General features: G+C 74.3%; 15 protein-coding genes. 8 read left to right on the top strand and 7 right to left on the bottom strand.

The window, feature by feature from the left end:
* Nucleotides 1-39 precede the first annotated feature (39 nt).
* Entirely contained in the window at nucleotides 40-1317 is a 1278-nt protein-coding gene (locus ACIBK9_RS07425) for an aminotransferase class V-fold PLP-dependent enzyme (RefSeq protein ID WP_397156001.1), read from the bottom strand.
* A 247-nt stretch (nucleotides 1318-1564) separates the two neighbouring features.
* Between ACIBK9_RS07425 and ACIBK9_RS07430 the strand changes: the two genes are divergently transcribed.
* The 3 genes from ACIBK9_RS07430 to ACIBK9_RS07440 all read left to right on the top strand — a co-directional run bounded on the left by ACIBK9_RS07430 (nucleotide 1565) and on the right by ACIBK9_RS07440 (nucleotide 4449).
* The gene (locus ACIBK9_RS07430; RefSeq protein ID WP_397156003.1) at nucleotides 1565-2023 is read left to right on the top strand and encodes a hypothetical protein; all 459 of its coding nucleotides are present in this window, start codon (nucleotides 1565-1567) and stop codon (nucleotides 2021-2023) included.
* 90 nt (nucleotides 2024-2113) lie between these two features.
* Complete coding sequence (locus ACIBK9_RS07435) at nucleotides 2114-3205, top strand: PLP-dependent cysteine synthase family protein (RefSeq protein WP_358301516.1); 1092 nt, start codon at nucleotides 2114-2116, stop codon at nucleotides 3203-3205.
* On the top strand, nucleotides 3202-4449 hold the full coding sequence (locus ACIBK9_RS07440) for an MFS transporter (RefSeq protein WP_397156005.1): 1248 nt from the start codon (nucleotides 3202-3204) through the stop codon (nucleotides 4447-4449). Before ACIBK9_RS07435 ends, ACIBK9_RS07440 begins: the two co-directional genes overlap by 4 nt.
* A gap of 106 nt (nucleotides 4450-4555) precedes the next feature.
* Here the strand turns inward: ACIBK9_RS07440 and ACIBK9_RS07445 are convergent, their stop codons facing one another.
* From ACIBK9_RS07445 to ACIBK9_RS07460, 4 genes are all read right to left on the bottom strand, one after another.
* Complete coding sequence (locus ACIBK9_RS07445) at nucleotides 4556-5239, bottom strand: copper resistance protein CopC (RefSeq protein ID WP_397156007.1); 684 nt, start codon at nucleotides 5237-5239, stop codon at nucleotides 4556-4558.
* Between the two features lie 150 nt (nucleotides 5240-5389).
* Complete coding sequence (locus ACIBK9_RS07450; RefSeq protein ID WP_397156009.1) at nucleotides 5390-6073, bottom strand: hypothetical protein; 684 nt, start codon at nucleotides 6071-6073, stop codon at nucleotides 5390-5392.
* 152 nt (nucleotides 6074-6225) lie between these two features.
* The gene (locus ACIBK9_RS07455; protein WP_397156011.1) at nucleotides 6226-6681 is read right to left on the bottom strand and encodes a hypothetical protein; all 456 of its coding nucleotides are present in this window, start codon (nucleotides 6679-6681) and stop codon (nucleotides 6226-6228) included.
* 73 nt (nucleotides 6682-6754) lie between these two features.
* Nucleotides 6755-7372 carry a DUF4142 domain-containing protein gene (locus ACIBK9_RS07460; protein WP_387669707.1) on the bottom strand — a complete coding sequence of 206 codons (618 nt, stop codon included), beginning with the start codon at nucleotides 7370-7372 and terminating at the stop codon, nucleotides 6755-6757.
* An 88-nt stretch (nucleotides 7373-7460) separates the two neighbouring features.
* Here ACIBK9_RS07460 and ACIBK9_RS07465 point away from each other — a divergent pair, with 88 nt between their 5' ends.
* The 5 genes from ACIBK9_RS07465 (at nucleotide 7461) to ACIBK9_RS07485 (ending at nucleotide 12379) form a co-directional block, all read left to right on the top strand.
* Nucleotides 7461-7982 carry a carboxymuconolactone decarboxylase family protein gene (locus tag ACIBK9_RS07465; RefSeq protein ID WP_397156013.1) on the top strand — a complete coding sequence of 174 codons (522 nt, stop codon included), beginning with the start codon at nucleotides 7461-7463 and terminating at the stop codon, nucleotides 7980-7982.
* A gap of 92 nt (nucleotides 7983-8074) precedes the next feature.
* The gene (locus ACIBK9_RS07470; protein ID WP_397156015.1) at nucleotides 8075-8479 is read left to right on the top strand and encodes a nuclear transport factor 2 family protein; all 405 of its coding nucleotides are present in this window, start codon (nucleotides 8075-8077) and stop codon (nucleotides 8477-8479) included.
* A gap of 109 nt (nucleotides 8480-8588) precedes the next feature.
* Nucleotides 8589-9245, top strand: coding sequence for a CBS domain-containing protein (locus ACIBK9_RS07475; RefSeq protein WP_397156017.1), 657 nt, complete (start codon nucleotides 8589-8591; stop codon nucleotides 9243-9245).
* 89 nt (nucleotides 9246-9334) lie between these two features.
* Nucleotides 9335-11005 carry a GAF domain-containing protein gene (locus ACIBK9_RS07480; RefSeq protein WP_397156019.1) on the top strand — a complete coding sequence of 557 codons (1671 nt, stop codon included), beginning with the start codon at nucleotides 9335-9337 and terminating at the stop codon, nucleotides 11003-11005.
* Nucleotides 11006-11155: 150 nt separating this feature from the next.
* The gene (locus tag ACIBK9_RS07485) at nucleotides 11156-12379 is read left to right on the top strand and encodes an MFS transporter (protein WP_397156021.1); all 1224 of its coding nucleotides are present in this window, start codon (nucleotides 11156-11158) and stop codon (nucleotides 12377-12379) included.
* 110 nt (nucleotides 12380-12489) lie between these two features.
* On the opposite strand, the gene ACIBK9_RS07490 is transcribed toward ACIBK9_RS07485, so the two are convergent.
* On the bottom strand, nucleotides 12490-12897 hold the full coding sequence (locus tag ACIBK9_RS07490) for a pyridoxamine 5'-phosphate oxidase family protein (protein ID WP_397156023.1): 408 nt from the start codon (nucleotides 12895-12897) through the stop codon (nucleotides 12490-12492).
* 65 nt (nucleotides 12898-12962) lie between these two features.
* Nucleotides 12963-13604, bottom strand: coding sequence for a response regulator transcription factor (locus tag ACIBK9_RS07495; RefSeq protein WP_352351499.1), 642 nt, complete (start codon nucleotides 13602-13604; stop codon nucleotides 12963-12965).
* Between the last annotated feature and the right edge of the window lie 152 nt (nucleotides 13605-13756).

A 13756-nucleotide genomic window follows, 5' to 3' on the forward strand; every position in this document is an offset into this window, starting at 1 on the left:
CTAACTTAGCGGGACATGTCGGTGATCTGTCAACCTGTCTCAGGCCCGCAGCCGCGGGGTCAGCCGCCGCAGCGCCGCCGCCAGCCGGTCCACCTGCGCCGCCGAGGTGAACAGCGCCGGGGTGACCCGGACCGCGTCGCCACCGGCCATGCCCGTGCGGGCGACCGTGTAGAGGCCGTAGGCGTCCAGCAGGGTGGCGGCGACGGCCTCGTTGTCGGCCGTGGAGGTGCGGCCGGCGATGCGGAAGGCGGTGATCGCGCCGTACATGCCGGGCTCGTCCGGGGTGAGGATCTGCAGGCCCGGCAGGTCGCGGACCTGGCTCACCCAGCGGTCGCGCAGGTGCCGCAGCCTGGCCTGCTTGACGGCCGCGCCGAGCCGCAGGTGGAAGTCGAGCGCGTCGGGGACCGTGAGGGGCGCGGCGACGTCCATGGTGCCCGAGTGGACCCGCGAGCGGATGTCGCCGGCCGGGAAGCTCTCGTCGCCGAAGACGGGCTCGATGTCGGCCAGCCGGTCCCGGCGGATGTAGAGGAACCCGGTGCCGAGGGGCGCGCCGATCCACTTGTGCAGCGAGAACGCGGCGAAGTCGGCGTCGAGGGCGGGCAGGGTGAAGTCGAGCTGCCCCCAGGAGTGGGCGGCGTCCACGACGACGTCCACGCCGCGCTCGCGGGCCATCGCGACGATCTCCCGGACCGGCAGCACCAGGCCGGTGCGGTTGTTCATGTGCGACAGCAGGAGCAGCCGGGCCCTCGGGGTGGTCCGCAGCGCCCGCTCGTAGGCGTCCAGCGCCGCCTGCCGGGTGGCGGGCTCGGGGAGGACGAACCGGGCGACCGTGGCCGCGCGCCGCCCGGCCAGCCAGTTCATGGTGTGCTGGGCGGCGGGGTAGTCCAGGTCGGCGTAGAGCACGGCGTCGCCGGGCCGCAGCCGCCGGTAGCCGGAGATGAGGTTCTGCAGCGCCTCGGTGCCGCCCCGGGTGAGCGCGATCTCCGCGCGGGTGACGCCCAGCAGCGCGGCGATCCGGTCGCGCACCTCGTCGGCCCTGGCCTTGTACGCCGTGCGCAGCAGGTGGGAGTTGCGGGCGTTGAGGACGTCGACGTTGCGGTGGTAGGCGCGCCGGACCGGCTCCGGCATGATCCCGTAGTAGCCGTTCTCCAGGTTGACGAAGTCGCCGCTGACCCGGAACTGCCCGGCCACACCCGCCCAGAAGCGTTCGTCCCGGGCCAGGCTCGTGGCGTCGGCGGCGGCGGCCTGCGGGAGCGCCTGGGGGAGCGCGGCCAGCGCGCCGGCCCCGGCGATGACCGCGCGTCTGGACAGGGCCATGAGACACCCCCAAGGTCGGGCGGCGCGGAATCGGGGCCGCGCCGGCGAATGCCAGTGTCGCGGAGATGCCGCCGCGCGGCGAAAACGGCTCGCCGTCGTTCCCGCCATCCGGCGGGAAATCAAGGGCGTCGAACCGGAGATCTGGAAGCGGTTGGCGGCGGCGATTCCCGTGCGCCGGGAATTTCTTTACCTCGGCCTTGGCCTTTTCCCGGCGCGCCGCGCCGCGTGCCGGGCATGATCTGCGGTGATGCTCACGTCCAGGTCAGCCCGCGCGCTCCGCCCGCCCGCCTCGGGGGCCGGCCGGTGGTGGCCGCGCGCGATGCTGGCCCTCGCCCTGCTGATCACCGTCGTGTTCGCGCACGGCGGCGCGTGCGCGGCCGTCGAGCTGTCCGAGCGGGCCCAGGGCGGCCCCGCGCCGTCCGTCCAGAGCGCCCACCTCGACGTGCATCGGCACGTCAGCTGGTTGTCCGGGCGGATGCCGGTGCGCGACGCCGGGTGCCTGCACGGCGAGCTGCCGCCGGGCCACCTGCACGGCACCGAGCAGGAGTGCGCGGCCACCGCCGCCGCCGCGCCGCCCGTGGCCGCCGTCCCCGTGCTCGCCGCCGGGCCCGCGGCCGTCGTGTCCGGGCCCGTACGACCCGCGCCGCGGGCCGCCTCGCGACAGGCCGTTTCAGGCCGCGAAAATCTCCGCGTGATGCGCATATAGGACGCGCGTCTTTCGCCGTCGTCCTTTTCCACCGCGCCCGCGGCGTCTTCCGTGCCGCGCGGACGCCGTTCATCTCGGGGATAACAACCAATGTCGTACGACACTTTGCCGCGCCCTGACATTCTGCCCGCCATCGGAAATTCGGGTATTTGCGTCACCGTCGGAAACACACCGCTGGCGTTCGTCGCCGCGCCGTTCGTCGCGGACGGCGGCGGCTTCTGGGCCAAGCTGGAGGGCTTCAACCCGGGCGGCATCAAGGACCGGCCCGCCCTGCACATGGTCCGGCAGGCCCGCGCCCGGGGCGAGCTGGCCCCCGGCGCGACGATCGTCGAGTCCACCAGCGGCACCCTCGGCCTCGGGCTGGCCCTGGCCGGCATCACCTTCGGCCATCCGGTCGTCCTGGTCGCCGACCCCGGCATGGAACCGCTCATGCAGCGGCTGCTGGCCTGCCACGGCGTACGGCTGGAGATCGTGCCGGAGCCGCATCCCACCGGCGGCTGGCAGCGGGCCCGCCGCGACCGGGTCGAGGAGCTGCTGGCCGAGCTGCCCGGCTCGTACTGCCCCGACCAGTACGGCAACCCGGACAACGTGGCCGCCTACGCCGGGCTGGCCCGCGAGCTGCTGTCCCAGCTGCCGCACATCGACACGCTGGTCTGCTCGGTCGGCACCGGCGGGCACAGCGCGGGCATCACCCGCGAGCTGCGCCGCCACCTGCCCCGGCTGCGGCTGGTCGGCGTCGACACCGTCGGCTCGACCATCTTCGGGCAGCCCGACCGCCACCGCCTGATGCGCGGCCTGGGCTCCAGCATCCACCCCGCCAACGTCGCCTACGACGCTTTCGACGAGGTCCACTGGGTGAGCGCCGCCGAGGCGGTGTGGGCCTGCCGCACCCTGGCGGCCCAGCACTACGTCTCCGGCGGCTGGAGCACCGGAGCCGTCAGCCTGGTGGCGCGCTGGCTGGCCGGACGGGCCGGGCCGGGCGGCTGCGTCGTCGCCGTCTTCCCCGACGGGCCCTGGCGCTACTGGAACACCGTGTTCGACGACGGCTACTGCCGCGCCCACGGCCTGCTCGGCGTCACCCCGGCCGACGCGCCCGACGAGCTGGACGACCCCGCCGAGCGCGAGGTGCGCCGCTGGACCCGCTGTGCCGCCGTCCGCGACCCGCTGGCGGGCCGGCGATGAGGGCCACGCTGGCGCAGTTCCGCTCCTTCGACCGGCCGATCCGGCTGCTGCAGATCAACCAGGCGGGCATCAACATCGCCTTCTACATGCTGATGCCCTACCTCGCCCAGCACCTGTCGGCCGGCGCGGGGCTCGCCGCCTGGACGATCGGGCTCATCCTCGGCCTGCGCAACGCCAGCCAGCAGGGCATGTTCCTGATCGGCGGCACGCTGGCCGACCGGTTCGGGCACAAGCCCATGATCATGGCGGGGTGCGCCCTGCGTACCGTGGGGTTCGCGCTGTTCGGGCTCACCACGTCGCTGCCGCTGCTGGTGACGGCCGCGGTGATCACGGGGCTGGCCGGTGCGCTGTTCAACCCGGCCGCCCGCGCGTACCTGGCCGCCGCGGCGGGGCCGCGCAAGGTGGCGGCCTTCGCCGTGTTCAACGTGTTCTACCAGGGCGGCATCCTGCTCGGGCCGCTGCTCGGGGTGCTGCTCCTGGCGGGCGGGTTCACCGCGGTGTGCCTGGGGGCGGCGGGGATCTTCGCCGTCCTGACCGTGTTGCAGGGGTTCTACCTGCCCGCGCGGCCCCGGGAGCCGGGGCGGGCGCGGCAGCCGGTGCTGCGGGCGTGGCGGCAGGCGTTCGGTGACCGCGCGTTCGTCTCGTTCGCGGCGTCGATGATCGCTTCGTACGCGCTGTCGTACCAGATGTACCTCGCCCTGCCGCTGGAGGTGCAGCGGGCCGGCGGCGGCCAGTGGGCGGTGACCGCCCTGTACGCGGTGTCGGCGCTGCTCGGCATCGCCGGGCAGGTGCGCCTGACCGCCTGGTGCGGCGAACGGTGGAGCCGCGGCCAGGCGATCACCCGCGGGCTGGCCCTCATGGGGACGGCCTTCCTGCCCATGGTCGCCGCCGCGCAGCTCCACCTGCCGCGGGCGGCGACGCTGACGGCCGCGCTGCTGTGCGCGCTGCTGCTCGGCGCCGGGACGCTGGTGGCCTTCCCGTTCGAGATGGCCACCATCGCCGACATGGCGGGCGAGGAGCTGGTCGGCACCTACTACGGCCTGTACAACCTGGCCTCCGGCGCGGGGATCCTGGCCGGGAACCTGCTGTCGGGCGCGCTGCTGGACGTCGCCGCCGACGCGGGCTGGGCGGGCCTGCCCTGGTTGTCACTCACCTTCGCGGGGCTGGTCTCGGCCCTGGCGGTGGCCCGCCTGGAACACCGCAGGGCCCTCCGGCCGCGCCTGCCGGCGGCCATGGCCACCTAGACCGCCCGCGACCCGGCCAGGGGCTGGGGTCGCATCGGGACCTGGAGTGCCCGTGACCCGGCCAGGGGCTGGGGTCGCGTGGCGACCTGGAGCGCCCGCGACCCGGTCAGGGCCTCGGGTCGGCGTCCCCGGTGGTGCGCTTGCGGCGGCCGGCCACGACGGTCGCGGCGCCGCCCGCGACCAGCGCAGCCGCCGCCACCCACAACCAGCCGGGCACGCCGCCCGAGCCCGTGTCCGCCTCGGCCTGGGCGACCGGTGACGAGGAGGCCGCCGGGGCGACCTCGGCCGAGGTCCCGGTCGAGCTCGGGGTCTCGGTCGAGCTCGGGGTCTCGGACGTGGTCTCGGTCGTGGTCTCGGTCGGGGTGGTTTCGGGCTCGCTCGCGGTCGGGGTGGCCGGGGCGGTGACGGTGAAACGCAGTTCGCCGGCGATCGGGTGGCCGTCGGAGGAGACCACCCGCCAGGCCAGCCGGTACTTGCCGGGCTCCAGCGGCGCGGCCGGCTCGGCCTTCACCGTGACGCCCTGGGCCCGCGGCTTGCCCAGCGGCAGGTTCTCGCCCGCCGGGCCGTCGAGCACGAGGGTCGGCAGGGTCATGCGGGAGGTGAACTCCAGCTCGATGCTCTCCACCTGCGCGAGCTTGGCGCCGTCGGCGGGTGAGCTGCTCTTCAGCCGGTCATGGGCCAGCGCGGCGGGCGCGGCGGCCAGCAGCAGCAGGACGGCGCCGCCGACGGCGACACCGGCACGAACGGCCGCCCGGAACGGGCGACGCGCGGGACGAAGGGAAGGGGTCACTGCGAACTCCGAGGTTCCTGGATCCGGCTCGATCGCCGGATGGACATGCGGTCCGGCGCGCGACGGGACGCGAGGGGCGTACCGCGGCGGCGCCGGCTGGGTCGTCTGCCTGCCGGGAGGCACGCCGGACCCGCCGCACGACGGGGAGCGTCAGCGGCCGGACGGCCGGGCGTGCGCAGCCGGGCGTGGCGGCCCGCGCCGGGAGAGGACCGGAGCCAGCAGCAGTGCCCGGTGACCCGCCACGGGAGGCCACAGCGGGCACGCGCGGGCGGGCCCGGCGGGCGGCGGAGCCAGGACGGACAACCAGGCGCACAGGACGGCCCACAGCCGGGCCAGCCGGATCGTGCTCAACCGCAGCAACGCCGCCAGCGCCGCGTCGCCGCGGGCCAGCCACCAGCTCGACGAGACGGCCACCGCCAGGTGGATCACCACCATCCCGGAGGAGCCGTGCCCATGGGCGACGGCCCCGGCGGGCGACCCGGCGGACGGACCGCCGAACTGACCGCCGAACGGACCGGCGAGCGGCCCGCCGAAGGACGGCGAGGAGGCGTCGAGCAGGTGGCTCAGGCCGTACCGGGCGGACTCGGAGGCGTCGAAGAGCTCGTGGAGGCCGTATTGGGCGGCCACGCACATGGCCAGCAGGGGCGCCCATCCGCGGGGACGGGACCCGGCGGCGTAGGCGGCCGCGAAGGTCGCCGCGACGGCCAGGGCCAGCGGGCCGGGCGCGATCGCCGTGCCGCCGACCAGCGTGTGCAGGGCCGCCGAGGCCAGGACGCACACGGCCGTGAACACCGCGGCGCGAAGCGCGCGGACCACGGGACGGGCGACCTGCATCCGGCCATCGTGCCAGAGCCCGGCCGGGTCGTCATCCGCGTCCTTGCGCACCGGGCGGGCGCATCGGGCGGGCGCGGAGGGCGGACTACCGGGCGCGCGACACGCGGGCGCACCGGGCAGGCTCGGTGGGGAGCCGGGCCGGCTGGGAGGGGTCAATGGTGTCGCGGGGTCTCAAGCTCGCCGCCCAGGCGGCCGCGTAACCGTTCCAGCAGGTCGGCCGTGGCGACGACGACCCAGCGGTCGCCGACCAGGTACGCGCCGCCGTACGCCTGGGCGATGTCGAGCCAGTCTCGTTTGCCCTTGTCGGTGCTGAACGTCACGATCGTCAGGCGGCCCTGGGGGGTGTCGCAGGCCGCCTGCCGCAGCTCGGCGGCGTCGGTCTGCAGCTTGCCGGCGGGGCAGCCGAGCAGGGTGGTGAGCTGTTTCATGTCGCCGGCCGGCACCTTCGGCGCGACGGCGACGGCGGGGGCGGGGGGAGCGGCGCCGTGGTGGTGCGCCGGCTGCCCCTGGGGGACGGGGGCGGCCGCGCACCCCGCCAGCAGGGCGATGCCCAGGACGGCGATCGCCTGCCGCGACGCGCGGACGGGTGCTTCGAGGGGTTCGGGCATGAGGTCGGTGTTCCGCCGGAGTGTCGATGGGACCGGTCCCCCGTGGGAAGACGCGCTTCCAGGGGCCGGCAGGTCAGGAGGTGGGCGGGGCGGGGGACGGGAGCGGGGGCTCGGGGAGCTGGTTGTGGTTCACCAGGCCGGTCGATTCGAGGTACGTCATGTGGCGCATGACGAAGTTGATGCCTTCCTGGGCGAACTTGCGGATCTCGGCGTTCCTGGTCCCGGCCCGGACGAGCGCCAGGGTGCCGAAGACCTTGCCGTGCGCGGCGCGCAGCAGGTTCGCGTAGTCCTGGTCGAAGGCCGGGCCGCTCTCGGCCGCGAGCTGGGCCAGCCAGCGCTGCTGGTCGGGGTTGGGCTCGTCGGGCAGGGCGACGCCGAGCCTGGCCGCCGTGTCGCGGGTCATCTGGTCCAGCTTCTGGTGCTCGCCCATGATCTGCTTGCCGACCTGCTTGACGCGCTGCGACTGGGCGCGGGTGGCGGCGTACTCGCCCGCGGGCATCTCCCACAGGCCCGCCTGCCGCACCTTGATCAGCAGGTCGACGTCGGCGGCCGAGAGGGGGCCCGAGGGCGTGAGGGTCCGTTGCGCGTCCGCGGGGTCGATCGACGGAGGCAGGATCAGCAGGATCGTCGCCGCCGCCGCCGCGACAAAGCCGCCCAGCATGAACATCTCACCGCGCAAGAGCCTGTGCATGCTCGAAGGTACGCGGGCCCGACGGATCCGGTTCAACGGATCCGGGACCGGTTTCCTGCATACCCCCTATGGGTATAGAGTGCGCCGTATGAGACGTCTTGAACCGCTCGTTCCCGAGAAGGCCCCCGAGAAGTCCCGTCAGATCCTGGACGACATCGTCGCCAGGCACGGCAGGGTGGGTGACATGGTGTCCACGATGGCCCACTCGCCCGCCCTGCTCCAGGGATATCTGGACTTCTCCCGGGCGATGAAGCGGGTGAAGATCCCGCGCGCGCTCAGCGAGAAGATCTCCCTGGCCGTGCAGGAGTGGATCGGCTGCGGCACGTGCCTGGCCGCGCACACCGAGGGGGCGCTGGCCGCCGGGCTGAGCGAGGCCGACGTCGCGCTGGCCCGCCAGGGCACCTCGGCCGACGCGCGGGAGGCCGCCCTGATCGCGGTGGCGGTGCGGGTGCTGGTCGAGCCGTCGTCCATCACCGACGAGGAGGTGGCGGGGCTGCGCTCCCTCGGCTGGAGCGACCGGGTGATCGCCGAGGTCGTCGGCCTGGTCTCGCTCAACCTGCTGACCGGGGCGTTCAACCTGCTCGTGGGGAACCAGCCGGAAGAGAAGTAGGCCAGGAGCGCGGTCGTGATGTACTGGCCCATGGCGATCGGCGTGCGACCGGCCCCGGTTCCCGCACGCCCCGGCGACGGATGGAGGACGACATGACCGCGCACGAACCGGCGGCATCCCCGCAGCGGCACCACCGGGCCCACACCGACGCGATCGACGCCTTCATCGCCGCCGCCAACGCAGACGACCCCGACCACCGCTCCGCGCTGCTCAGCCGTGCCCTCGCCGCCGACGTGGTGTTCTGGGGGCCGCTCGGCCGCGGGTCCGGCCGGGGCGCGGTGGCCGACTTCGTCACCGAGGTGGTGCAGGGCTACCGGGCCGGCGGCTGCCGCATGGTCCGGACGACGTCCGTCGACGCGCCGCACGAGTGGGCCCGGTTCGGCTGGCGCTTCGAGGGGCCCGACGGCGCCACCGTCCTGTCGGGCACCGACATGGTGCACCTCACCGCCGCCGGCGACATCGACGAGATCGTGGTCTTCGCCGGCCCGCTGCACTGACACCCGCTCCCGCCGTCCAGGACCTAAGCCCCTCGCCCGCGGGACGTTCGCCGCTGCCGCCACCGCCCCCGCGCGCGGGACCGTGGAGGCGGAAAGCGAGGTGGCGATCATGTCGATCGAGGTCAAGGACGTCATGGGACGCGTGGCGATCGCGGTGCTGGAGCACGCGTCGTTCGCCGACATCGTGGCGGCGATGAAGCGGTACGCGGTGGGCGCGGTCACCGTGATCGACGCCGACCGGCGGCCGGTGGGCGTGGTGTCGGAGGACGACCTGCTGCTCAAGGAGACCGGCCGGGCCCGGCACGCCGTCTCCGTCCTCGACTCGCGGGCGCGGCGGCAGGAGCAGCGCAAGGCCGCCGCCGTCACCGCCGCCGAGCTGATGACGTCGCCGGCGGTCACGGTCACCCCGGGCATGCCGGTGCGCGAGGCGGCCAGGATCATGCACGCCCGGCGGATCAGGCAGCTCCCGGTGATCGACCCGGTCACCGGACGCGTCGTCGGCACCCTGCACCAGCGCGACGTGCTGCGCGTCTTCACCCGCCCGGCCGCCGAGCTGGAGGCGGACGTCAGGGCCGTGCTCCCGCCGGACGGCACGTTCGCGGTCGCGGTCGACGCCGGCGTGGTCACGATCACCGGCAGGGTGGCGACCCGCGCCCGGGCCGCCGCGCTGACGGAGGCGGTCCGGGCGGTGGAGGGCGTCGTCGACGTCGTGACCGAGCTCGAACGCGACCGGGACGACCTGTTCACCGTCCCGCCGCTGCTGTAGAGGCGGACGGGCCCGGCGGGCTGATTCCGGCGGCGAGGGCACTTGCTGGGACACTGAACGGTATGTCGGAAAGTGAGCAGCGTAGCCTGATGCCCCAGATGCGGCTCGACGAGCTGCTGGCCGAGCTGCAGACGAGGCTCAACGCCGTCCTCGCCACCCGCGACCGGGTGCACGCGCTGCTGGAGGCCGTCGTCTCAGTGGGCAGCGACCTCGACCTGGAGACCGTGCTGCGGCGGATCGTCGAGACGGCCACCAAGCTGGTGGACGCCAGCTACGGGGCGCTCGGCGTGGTCGGCGAGGAGCAGACGCTCGTCCAGTTCATCCCGGTCGGGCTGAGCGAGGAGGAGATCGCCCGGATCGAGCACTGGCCGCACGGGCTGGGCCTGCTCGGCCTGCTGATCAAGGACGCCCGCCCGCTGCGGCTGGGCCGCATCTCCGACCACCCCGAGTCCTACGGCTTCCCGCCCGGCCACCCGCCGATGGGCACCTTCCTCGGCGTCCCGGTGCGGGTGCGCGACGAGGTGTTCGGCAACCTCTACCTGACCGAGAAACGCGGCGGCGGCGACTTCGACGAGGAGGACGAGGCCATCGTGATCGCCCTGGCCACCGCCGCCGGCGTCGCCGTGGAGAACGCCCGGCTGTACGAGGAGTCGCGCCGGCGCGAGACCTGGCTGCAGGCATCCTCGGAGATCACCACCAGTCTGCTGTCCGGCGCCGGCTCGCGCGAGGTGCTCACCACCATGGCGGCGCGGGCCCGCCAGATGACCGACGCCGACCTGGTCCAGGTGCTGCTGCCCGACCCGTCGGGCGGCACGCTGACCGTCGACGTGGCCGAGGGCGAGGGCGCCGACGAGCTGCTGGGGATGGCGTTCGACGTCTCGGCCACCCTGGCGGGGGAGGCGTTCACGCACGCCGAGCCCCGGTCCGAACGCGACCTGCCGGGCACGCCCTACCCCGACTCGCCGCTGCGGCGGCTGGGCTACGGCCCCGGCCTGATGGTGCCGCTGGGCGCCGCCCCCCGCGTGCGCGGCGTGCTCATGCTGGCCAAGCGCGGCGGGCGGCTGCCGTTCAGCGGGGCCGACCAGCAGATGCTGGAGTCGTTCGCGGGGCAGGCGGCGATCGCGCTGGAGCTGGCCGAGGCCCGCCGCGACGCCGAACGGCTCGGCCTGCTGGAGGACCGCGACCGCATCGCCAAGGACCTGCACGACGTCGTCATCCAGCGCCTGTTCGCCACGGCCATGACGCTGATGAGCACCGTCCGGCTGGTCGAGCGGCCGGAGGCGGGCAAACGGCTCCAGCACGCCATCGACGAGCTGGACGAGACCATCCGGCAGATCCGCTCGTCCATCTTCGCCCTCCAGGCCCCGCGCGAGGACGCCGCGCCGAGCCTGCGCACGAAGATCGTCGACCTGGTGGAGGGGGCGGGCGCGCACCTGGGGTTCATGCCCGGCCTGCGCATGGAGGGCCAGATCGACACCCTGGTGCCCGACCAGGTGGCCGGGCACCTGCTCGCCGTCCTGCGCGAGGCGCTGTCCAACGTGGTGCGCCACTCCCACGCCACCCGGGCCGAGGTCTCCATCGAGGTCGCCGGCGGCCGGCTCACCCTCCTCGTCGGCGACAACGGCGTCGGCGTGGGCGACGGCGGGCGGCGCAGCGGCCTGCGCAACATCGAGGAACGGGCCGCCGACCTCGGCGGGGCCGCCGAGCTGGAGACGCCGGAGGAGGGCGGCACCCGCCTGCGCTGGCACGTCCCGCTGTGACGGCCGCCCCCCGCGCGTCCTAAGTCCCGGGAGGTCGGGACCTTCGTCCATACCCCGCGTCATGCCCGCTGAGCTGTGATGGGACGGCAAAGCCAGGTGATCGCGGCCATTCAGGCCGCCCCGCCTCCGCATGAACCACGTGAGGAAGACATGACGAACCCACCGGCCACCACCCCCGGCCGCAGCCCGGCGTTGATGCTCACCCTGGCGACCCTGGGCTTCGCGGTGAACTTCTGGGCCTGGGCCCTGCTCAGTCCGCTCGGGCCGCGTTTCAAGGAGCTGCTCGGGCTGTCGGCCGGGCAGCAGGCGCTGCTGGTGGCCGTCCCGGTGATCGTGGGGTCGCTGGGCCGCATCCCGGTCGGCGCGCTCACCGACAGGTTCGGCGGGCGGGTGATGTTCCCGCTGGTCTCGGCGGCCACCATCGTCCCCGTCCTGTTCATCGGCCTGTTCGGGCAGACGTCGATGGTCTCGCTGCTGATCGGCGGGTTCTTCCTCGGCGTCGGCGGCACCGTGTTCGCCGTCGGGGTGCCGTTCGTCAACGCCTGGTTCCCGCCGAACCGGCGCGGCCTGGCGGTCGGGATCTTCGGCGCGGGGATGGGCGGCACCGCGATCAGCGCGCTGACCACCGTCCCGCTGGTCCGCGCCGGCGGCGCCGCCGTGCCGTTCCTCATCACCGCCGTCGTGCTGGCCGCGTACGCGGTCGTGGCGTGGCTGGTGCTGCGCGACGCGCCCGGCCGGGCCGTCGTCACCCAGCCGCTGGGTGCGCGCATGGCCGCCGGGCTCAGGCTGCCGATCACCTGGCAGGCGTGCGTGTTGTACGCGGTCGCCTTCGGCGGTTACGTCGCCTTCTCGGTCTACCTGCCCGCCTACCTGCAGACCGGCTACGGGCTGGAGCAGGCCGACGCCGCCAACCGGATGGCCGGGTTCGTCGTGCTGGCCGTGCTGGCCCGGCCGATCGGCGGCTGGCTGTCGGACCGCGTCGGCCCGGTGCCCGTGCTGACCGGCGTGTTCGTCGTCACCGCCGGCACGGCGGCCGTGCAGGCGCTCACCCCCGGCCTCATGCCGGTCGGCACGATCGCGTTCCTGACCATGGCCGCCGCGCTCGGCGCCGGCAGCGGCGCCACCTTCGCGCTGGTCGCGCAGGTCGCCCCGGCCGACAAGGTCGGCACGGTCACCGGCCTGGTCGGCGCCGCCGGCGGGCTCGGCGGGTTCGTCCCGCCGCTGGTGATGGGCTTCCTGTACGGCCGGCTCGGCTCGTACGGCCTCGGCCTGGCCCTGCTGGCGGTCACCGCCGTGGTGACGCTGGCCCTGACGGTGACCGCGGTCCGCGCGCTGGCCGCCCGCCGCGTGGCCGGCCCGGCCGGCTCGCGCTGACCGCACCCACGCAAAGGCGCTGACCGCACCGCACACAAAGGGGCTGACCGCACCCCCACGCAAAGGTGGGGCCCGGCCGTCCGGCCGGGCCCCGCGCGTTTGGCGGTACGTCAGTCGGCGATCCGGCGGCCGGACAGCTGCTCGGCGTCGACCACGATGTAGTGGTCGCGGCTGCCCGGAGCCCACGGGGACAGGGGCAGCGCGGCCAGCCGGGCCGTCTCGGCCGGATCGGTCACCGCCCGCGCGTGCCCGACCGCCGTCACCGACCAGCCGGTGCGCATCGCGGGATCGAACTCGTCGGCCTCGAACGCCACCACGGCCTGCCGGGTGGCCGCGGCCAGCTTCGACCCGATCGAGGTGCGGACGACGACGCGCTCTCCGTCGAGGCAGAAGTTGACCGGCTGCACGGCCGGCAGGGCGCGATCGGTGAAGACGATCCGCCCGATCGGCGTGGACGACAGCAGGCGCAGGCACTCCTCACGAGAGAGCACCTGGAGCCCGGACGAGTCGAGTTGCATGCTTCTCAGCCTCCCACCAGGCACGTTCCCGGTGTCAGAGGCGAAAGTCCCGACGCGGGGGACGCTCAGTCGCGACGGTCGGCCCGCAACCGCGCCGACAGCGCGGCGGCCTGCGTGCGGCGCTGCATGTTGAGCTTGGCCAGCAGGTTGGACACGTAGTTCTTGACCGTCTTCTCGGCCAGGAACATGCGCTCGCCGATCTGCCGGTTGGTCAGCCCCTCGCCGATCAGGTCGAGGATGTTCCGCTCCTGCTCCGACAGCGCCGCCAGCGGGTCCTGCCGGGCGGCCTGGTCGCGCAGCCGCTGCAACATGGCGGCGGTGGTCTGCGGGTCGAGCAGCGACTGGCCGGAGGCCACCGTGCGCACCGCGCCGACCAGGTCCGAGCCGTGGATCTGCTTGAGCACGTAGCCCGACGCGCCGGCCATCACCGCGTCGAACAGGGCGTCGTCGTCGGCGAACGAGGTCAGCATGAGGCAGGCCAGCCCCGGCAGCTTCGAGCGCACCTCCCGGCACACGTCGACGCCGTTGCCGTCGGGCAGGCGCACGTCGAGCACCGCGACGTCGGGCTTCAGCGCCGGGATGCGGGCGATCGCCGACTCGGCGGTCCCGGCCTCGCCGATCACCTCGATGTCGTCCTCGGAGCCCAGCAGGGCGGCCACGCCACGCCGCACGACCTCGTGATCGTCGAGCAGGAACACACGAATCATGCCTCCGACGCTACCGCCTCCCGTCACCCGGAAGTAGGGACCAAGGTCCCTGGCGCCGGTCGTGGGCCGATCGGCCGGTACGAAGGGACTTTGGTCCCTGCCGGGAGCGCCCGCCCGCCCACCAGCCTGGATCCATGACCGTTGTGGCAGGG

Source organism: Nonomuraea sp. NPDC050227 (assembly GCF_044459705.1).
Lineage (GTDB): Bacteria > Actinomycetota > Actinomycetes > Streptosporangiales > Streptosporangiaceae > Nonomuraea.

What these genes read in the sequence shown, in the direction of transcription:
- ACIBK9_RS07475 (WP_397156017.1), top strand. Translation starts at nt 8,589, where the DNA reads ATGTCGATCGAGGTCAAGGACGTCATGGGACGCGTGGCGATCGCGGTG.
- ACIBK9_RS07490 (WP_397156023.1), bottom strand. Translation starts at nt 12,897, where the DNA reads ATGCAACTCGACTCGTCCGGGCTCCAGGTGCTCTCTCGTGAGGAGTGC.
- ACIBK9_RS07485 (WP_397156021.1), top strand. Translation starts at nt 11,156, where the DNA reads ATGACGAACCCACCGGCCACCACCCCCGGCCGCAGCCCGGCGTTGATG.
- ACIBK9_RS07430 (WP_397156003.1), top strand. Translation starts at nt 1,565, where the DNA reads ATGCTCACGTCCAGGTCAGCCCGCGCGCTCCGCCCGCCCGCCTCGGGG.
- ACIBK9_RS07440 (WP_397156005.1), top strand. Translation starts at nt 3,202, where the DNA reads ATGAGGGCCACGCTGGCGCAGTTCCGCTCCTTCGACCGGCCGATCCGG.
- ACIBK9_RS07435 (WP_358301516.1), top strand. Translation starts at nt 2,114, where the DNA reads ATGTCGTACGACACTTTGCCGCGCCCTGACATTCTGCCCGCCATCGGA.
- ACIBK9_RS07495 (WP_352351499.1), bottom strand. Translation starts at nt 13,604, where the DNA reads ATGATTCGTGTGTTCCTGCTCGACGATCACGAGGTCGTGCGGCGTGGC.
- ACIBK9_RS07480 (WP_397156019.1), top strand. Translation starts at nt 9,335, where the DNA reads ATGCCCCAGATGCGGCTCGACGAGCTGCTGGCCGAGCTGCAGACGAGG.
- ACIBK9_RS07460 (WP_387669707.1), bottom strand. Translation starts at nt 7,372, where the DNA reads ATGCACAGGCTCTTGCGCGGTGAGATGTTCATGCTGGGCGGCTTTGTC.
- ACIBK9_RS07425 (WP_397156001.1), bottom strand. Translation starts at nt 1,317, where the DNA reads ATGGCCCTGTCCAGACGCGCGGTCATCGCCGGGGCCGGCGCGCTGGCC.
- ACIBK9_RS07455 (WP_397156011.1), bottom strand. Translation starts at nt 6,681, where the DNA reads ATGCCCGAACCCCTCGAAGCACCCGTCCGCGCGTCGCGGCAGGCGATC.
- ACIBK9_RS07450 (WP_397156009.1), bottom strand. Translation starts at nt 6,073, where the DNA reads ATGCAGGTCGCCCGTCCCGTGGTCCGCGCGCTTCGCGCCGCGGTGTTC.
- ACIBK9_RS07470 (WP_397156015.1), top strand. Translation starts at nt 8,075, where the DNA reads ATGACCGCGCACGAACCGGCGGCATCCCCGCAGCGGCACCACCGGGCC.
- ACIBK9_RS07465 (WP_397156013.1), top strand. Translation starts at nt 7,461, where the DNA reads ATGAGACGTCTTGAACCGCTCGTTCCCGAGAAGGCCCCCGAGAAGTCC.